At 66.0% G+C, this 6,033-nt stretch carries 4 protein-coding genes and 2 pseudogenes; 1 reads left to right on the forward strand and 5 read right to left on the reverse strand.

Going from position 1 to position 6,033, the window contains the following annotated elements:
- Positions 1-708 (reverse strand): annotated as a pseudogene (locus tag ACH9D2_RS02525) (IS3 family transposase); the annotation flags it as partial.
- A 238-nt stretch (positions 709-946) separates the two neighbouring features.
- Between ACH9D2_RS02525 and ACH9D2_RS02530 the strand changes: the two are divergent.
- Positions 947-2,269, forward strand: coding sequence for an NYN domain-containing protein (locus ACH9D2_RS02530; RefSeq protein WP_396361179.1), 1,323 nt, complete (start codon positions 947-949; stop codon positions 2,267-2,269).
- A 291-nt stretch (positions 2,270-2,560) separates the two neighbouring features.
- Here the strand turns inward: ACH9D2_RS02530 and ACH9D2_RS02535 are convergent, their stop codons facing one another.
- The 4 genes and pseudogenes from ACH9D2_RS02535 to ACH9D2_RS02550 all read right to left on the reverse strand — a co-directional run bounded on the left by ACH9D2_RS02535 (position 2,561) and on the right by ACH9D2_RS02550 (position 5,801).
- Entirely contained in the window at positions 2,561-2,947 is a 387-nt protein-coding gene (locus ACH9D2_RS02535; RefSeq protein WP_396361181.1) for a hypothetical protein, read from the reverse strand.
- A 160-nt stretch (positions 2,948-3,107) separates the two neighbouring features.
- Positions 3,108-3,419, reverse strand: coding sequence for a 4a-hydroxytetrahydrobiopterin dehydratase (locus ACH9D2_RS02540; RefSeq protein ID WP_396361182.1), 312 nt, complete (start codon positions 3,417-3,419; stop codon positions 3,108-3,110).
- 52 nt (positions 3,420-3,471) lie between these two features.
- Positions 3,472-4,058 (reverse strand): annotated as a pseudogene (locus tag ACH9D2_RS02545) (IS5 family transposase); the annotation flags it as partial.
- A gap of 708 nt (positions 4,059-4,766) precedes the next feature.
- Positions 4,767-5,801, reverse strand: a complete 1,035-nt coding sequence (locus tag ACH9D2_RS02550; RefSeq protein ID WP_396361156.1) for an IS110 family RNA-guided transposase — start codon at positions 5,799-5,801, stop codon at positions 4,767-4,769.
- Between the last annotated feature and the right edge of the window lie 232 nt (positions 5,802-6,033).

A 6,033-nucleotide genomic window follows, 5' to 3' on the forward strand; every position in this document is an offset into this window, starting at 1 on the left:
AGAGCTTGCCCTCATCGGTGCGATGCTCGGTCAAATCGGTCAGCCACAGCCGGTTGGGCGCGGTGGCGGTGAAGTCCCGCTCCACGAGGTCGTCGCGCACCGGTGGACCGGGCCGGCGATTCAGGCCCCGCTTCTTGGAGTGGACGCTGAAGAGCCGCTGGGCCGAGCACAGCCGCTGCACGCGGTTCTCCCCAGCCGTGATGCCGTGGTCGGGCAGCTCGTCGGCGATGAAGCGGTAGCCGAACGCCGGGTCGTCGGCGTGGATGGTCATGGCGGCGTCGATCAGGTGCGCGTCATCCCAGTCCCGGTCGGTGACCGGGTTCGCCTTCCACTGGTAGAAGGCTTGTTTGGAGAAGCCCAGAGTCCGGCAGGTCACCGCGACGGGGATCCCGTCGGCGGCCAGGTCGAGGACCAGCGGAAACTTCATTTTGGGGGCAGCTCCCGGGCGAAGAATGCTGCGGCCCGTCGCAGGATCTCGTTCTCCTGCTCGAGCAGCCGATTGCGCCGCTTGAGTGCCCGCAGCTCCTCCGACTCGGCCGTGGTGACCCCTGGCCGGACGCCGTCGTCGACATCGGCTTTGCGCAACCAGTTGTGGAGCGTGGCTTCTGAAATCCCGAAGTCGCGGGCGATCTGCGACAGCGGGGCCTCGTGCTTGCGGGCCACCGCCACCACGTCGCGGCGGAACTCCTCGGGGTAGGGCTTGGGCACGGGATCATCCTCACTGTGAGGAAGGATCCTCACAAGTCAGGAGTCAAGGAAACCCGGGGCAGTCCCGGCCACTGTATTTGCTCGTTGGCGTGGCGGAGCGCCGCAGTCGAACGGATGGAAGCCCTGCCGGCTTTCGAGCTGCGTATCTGCTCGCGCCACGGCCGAGTTGCGGCCTCGGGGGCTACTGCAAGTGGTTAGCTAAGGCACATAGTGCAGCTCACGCAATCGCGAGGACGCCATGGGCCACCGCAGATCCGCCATGTTCATAGACTTCGACAACTTTTTCAGCGGGTTGCTCAGTAGCGACCCGAAAGCAGCCCTCGAGCTCGCGGAACGACCGTCCGCATGGATTCACCGACTGGCCACGCATGACGCTGACGACGTCCGACGCTGGCTAGTACTGCGTTGCTACATGAACCCCTCTGGCAGCATCGCCCACCCCCTGAACCCCGGAGAGCGGCTGTACTTTTCAAAGTTCCGGCCATTCTTTACTCAGGCCGGCGTGGAGGTCGTGGACTGCCCCAGTCTCACGCGGGGCGCGAAGAACGGAGCGGACATCCGCATCGTGATAGACGTGATGACCGCTCTGCAGCACGAGACCTGCTACGACGAGTTCGTGCTGGCCTCCAGCGACGCGGACTTCACACCATTGCTCCAGGTGTTGCGCGCCCATGACCGCAGGACCGCGATCATCGCCACTGGCTCGACGGCTGTGGCCTATGAGGCCCTGGCCGACCAGTACCTCGATGAGCAGGACCTCTTCGACCTCATGGCCCCGGCTCAGGAGTCGGAAACTGACGTCGCTGAGGAAGCCGCGGCGATCCTGGAGGCGCACAGCGTCGCAGGGGACGCCGCTGCCGGGGGCCGGTCGAATGACGAGGAGGCATGGCGGGAGTTCTGCGAGGTGGTGCGCAGCGATTACGAGTCCTCCGAGGTGCCCATCAATTGTGCCCGCCTTGCCAGCCGGATCCACGCCGATCTGGGTGAAGTCGTGACTCGTACCCGGTGGTTCGGCGGAGGAACGTTTCGGAAGGCTGTCGAGCGGATCGGCTTGCCCAACCTCAACTTCTCACCGCACCACTTCTGGGACTCGGCCAGGCACCCGGCGCCGGGACCTGTCCAGCCTGGCCTGAGTGACCCGCCGGAGGGCTCGGCGCCGCTTGCTCCGGGTATCACTCGATTCTGCGACGTCGCCAAGATGCCCCGGCTGCCGCATGAACACTGGCCCGTGGTATTCGAGGTGCTCTCGGAGTACGCCCGTGAGTTCGACTTCAATCTCTCGGAGGCCTCGAAGTGGTCGAGGGACCGCGCCAGGGAACTGGGCGTTGAGGTCTCCCGGAGAGCACTTCTCTACGTTATTCGAGGTGCCCGTACCGGTGGCGCCGACCTCAGTGTGGACCAGGCCCCTGATGCCCCTGCCATCGCCCGCGCTGTGTTCAGCAGTGTGCTCGAACAGGCCGCCCTGGCGGGGTTCTTTCCTTCCGAGGACGAAAAACAAGACCTGGCCGACTGGCTGGCAGTCGACGTGTCGAGCTCCAGGCTTGTCCACGGAATGCAGTGACGACCGGAGCGGCGCCCGACCGTCAGCCTTACGGGGGTCGCCGGCAACGCTGTCGCCGGCTCAACATGAACTCTTGAACGGTTGGAGCCGGACGGTGTCGGAGGGGTCGGGAATGGTCAATTAAGCCGGGTAGGCGAGCACATGTCCGATGTGAGTAAAATGCCTAGATCTCGGGACTTCAGGACTGGCGACATTGGCCAGTTAGCCCGGTGCCTCACGTCCCGTGTGAAAGTTCTCTCGCACGCCCTTCGGGAGGTCCTGGCCGAAGATCTCGTTGAGCCGGTTCACGATTTACTCCAGCACCATGAGTTGGGGGTCCCGGTTCGTCCCGGAGCCGGCGGCGCCGAGCGAGATCAGCTCGCGGGCCTCCCCGGAGGCCAGCTGGATATCGGCTGCGGGGCCGCGGGGGCGGCTGACGACGTCGAGCAGGTCCACGGTGGACAGGTCGGGGGTCTCTGAGCGCTCGTCCTGCTTGGTGACCTCCCACAGCACCCGGTAGAACATGGCGCGTTTGGCGACGTCGGTGTCCTCGAAGTCCAGCAGCTGGGAGAGGAAGTCATAGAGGTTGGTAAAGGTCCGCAGGTCCTTGCGGAACAGGTCCCCGAACGTGAGCGTCTCGCCGTCTGCCGGCGTGTAGACCAGCTCGGAGAAGCCGTCTTCCTCTGCCGTCCGGCACACATCGGCGCGCCGGCCAGCGCGATCGTCATCCCGGAGGACGGGTCGCCGGTCCTCCACGCAGCCTGACGGAGGCCCGATCACGGGGCGCTTCCCTGATCGTCTCTTGGCGTATCCGCTCGGCGCCTCAATGGTCCGTTCGCCCATGCCCGACGGCGCGGACTCACTCCGCGGCGGCGACCCCGAGGTCCGCGGCGTGGCCGCTGATGGTGCGGGCCAGGTCGATGTCGCGGCTGGTGATCCCGCCGACATCGTGGCTGGAGAGCGTGACGCCGACCTCGGGGTAGGTGAGGGTGAGGTCGGGGTGGTGGTTGGCCTCCTCGGCGGAGGCGCCGATGCGGTTCACGAGCTCCAGCCCGGTGGAGAACTTCCGGGTCCTGAAAGTGGCGACGAGAGTCTCACCGGCCTGGCGCCAGCCGGTGAGCCCGGCCTCGGCGACCTCGGCAGCGGACAGCTTCCGTTGAGCATCAGTCATGGTGCCATCATGGCCCCGGTGGGCCGCCGCGGGCCACCCCTAAGAGATGGTTTCAATAGTTCTTCCGAAGCAGTCGCCGGGCGCAGATGACGGTGACCGCCAGGGTGACGACAGCGGTGATGGTGGCGGCGCTGCGGTCGTAGCGGATGGCCAGGCGGCGGAAGGCCAGCAACCAGGAGATGGTGCGTTCCACGACCCAACGGTGGCGGCCCAGCCGTTCGCTGGAGTCCACACCGATGCGGGCGATCCGCGCGGTGATGCCACGTCGGCGAAGGTAGCGGCGCACCCGTTTGTTGTCGTAGGCCTTGTCCGCGTGCAGCTTGACCGGTCTCCGCCGTGGACGTCCCCGTCCTCGGCCCTTGACCGGGACCAGCCCCTCCAGGATCGGCTCCACCAGCATGGAGTCATGGCGATTGGCCCCGGTGATCGCCACCGCCAACGGCAACCCGTCAGCGGTGACCAGCACGTGGTACTTCGTACCGAGTTTCCCGCGATCGGTGGGGTTGGGCCCCGTCAGCTCGCCCCCCTTTTGGCCCGAACACTCACCGAGTCCAGGCAGGCACGGGACCAGTCGAGCGCCCCGTCCTGGCCGAGTTGGTCGAGGACGGCGTGGTGGAGCTTCTCCCACACTCCGGCCTCACGCGTCCCGGCCCGTGCCAATAACGTCATGCCCTCTTACAACTAGTTGGCCAAAGCAGCCGACTGATGTGGCCAATGACCACGTAGTTGGCCAAGAAGTCCACGAAGCATCAAGCGGTCGCAGTGAGTGCCGCTCTGGAGTGGATGTGAGACGCCGACCTAGATGAAGGGGGGTGTGTTAATCGATTCGACTACGACCCCCAGCGCTCGATTGCCCGGCCGCTACGACATACCCACTGAACCGTCGCGGGGTTGATGCCGCTTCCTGGTGATGAGGGATGACGACATGCCCAAGACGTACGATCCCGAGTTCAAGGCTCGGGTAGAACGGGTGGTGCAGGACCATCAGGCCGACTACGGATCGGTGACCGCGGCCAGCGTCGCGGTCGGAGCTGAGCTCGGTGTGGCGTGTGAGACGTTGCGGCGGTGGGTGTCCCAGGCCGAGGTCGACGCCGGCTCCCGTCCGGGGTCACCTCCGAGGGCGTTGAGGAGATCAAGCGGCTGAAGGCCGAGAACAAGCGGTTGCGCGAGGCCAACGAGATCTAAGCGGTTGGCCTCGATTTTCTTCGTGTCAATGTCATCGTAGGAAGTGCCGGCGGGGTTGGCCCGTTTATTCGCTGCCCCCGACCACGGTGGGCTTGTCCGCGATGTGCCGCCCCGCCGGTCCGGCCGGGCGAGGTCCGGGTGTGGCCTGATAGGGCCTCTGTGTCAAGGGAGGGCCGGTTTGTTGGCCGTCAGGTCCTTGAGCATGGTGCGGTAGACGACGTTGCTCAGCCGACGTTTGAGGGCTCTGCGGGCCTCGCGCGGGGTCTTGCCCTCCTGGATCTTCTTCAAGTAGTACTCCCGACCGAGGCCTGCATGGCTGATCTGACACACCGCCATAACGTGCAGCACCGAGTTCAGCTGACGATTGCCTCCGGGGTTCAGACGCTGCCGCATGTTGTCCCCGCTGGAGGTGTCCAGGGGTGCGGCACCGGTGTAACTGGCGAAGTGCCCGGCCGAGCGGAACCGGCGCACGTCCCCGACCTCGCCCAGAATCTTCCCGGCCTGGATGGTGCTGATGCCCGGCAGCTCCATCAAAGAGGTGCCGGTGATCTGCAGCTCCTCGGCGATCCGTTGCTCGTAGTCGTCCATCAGCTTCTCCAGCCGGGCCACCTCACCGATCAGATCCCGTGCCAGATCGCGCCGGCACTGGGCGATGGCTGTGGCCGGGCGCACCGTGCGCACCGCCGCCTTCGCTTTGGTGAGGTTCAGGCCTCGGGGCACGCCACCGGGGATTAGATCTCGGAGCAGGTCGTGGAGTCGGTTCAGGGCCCGGGTCCGTTCACCTTTGAGCGCGTCACGCTGGTGAGTGAGCAGGTCCAGGATCTCGGTATGGTCCTCGGCCATCACCCGCCGCAGACCCTCGTGGTGTTGGGCGGCCCATCCTACGGCCCGGGCGTCAGCGGCATCGGTCTTCCGCCCGCCGCCGGTGTGCAGCACCCGGGCCTTCATCGACAGGGTCGAGGGAACATCGATGACCTCGTGGCCCTGGCTGATGAGGTACTGGGAGATGCCCCGGCCCAGGCCTTTTGCGCCTTCGACGGCGAACAACGTCTGGTCGAACTGGGAGGCCCAGGCCAGCACGGCCGGGCCGGTGCCCTTGGTCACGGCGAAGCGCCGCGTGGCACGGGTAGTTCCATCAGCCTCAAGGGCTACGGCGGTGAGCGAGGACTTGTGCGGATCGATCCCGATGATCGTCATGGCAGACTGCTTCCACTGGCAGGGATATGAAGCTCCCTCGGTGGGCACTCTGACTTCAATCCACCTGCACGCCTCTGTCGAACCACACCCAGGGCAGGTGGCGGCCGGCCGGGCACCCTATCAATGAGCCAGCCCCCTTCCAGGGGCGACAAGAAGCTTGCGGACCAGCGCCGACCGCCACTCTCAACACTACGAAGCTGCAGACTCCCCAGTGCCGGCCACCACCCATTCA

Origin of the sequence: Kocuria rhizosphaericola, from assembly GCF_044462205.1 — a bacterium.
GTDB classification, from domain to species: domain Bacteria; phylum Actinomycetota; class Actinomycetes; order Actinomycetales; family Micrococcaceae; genus Kocuria; species Kocuria rhizosphaericola.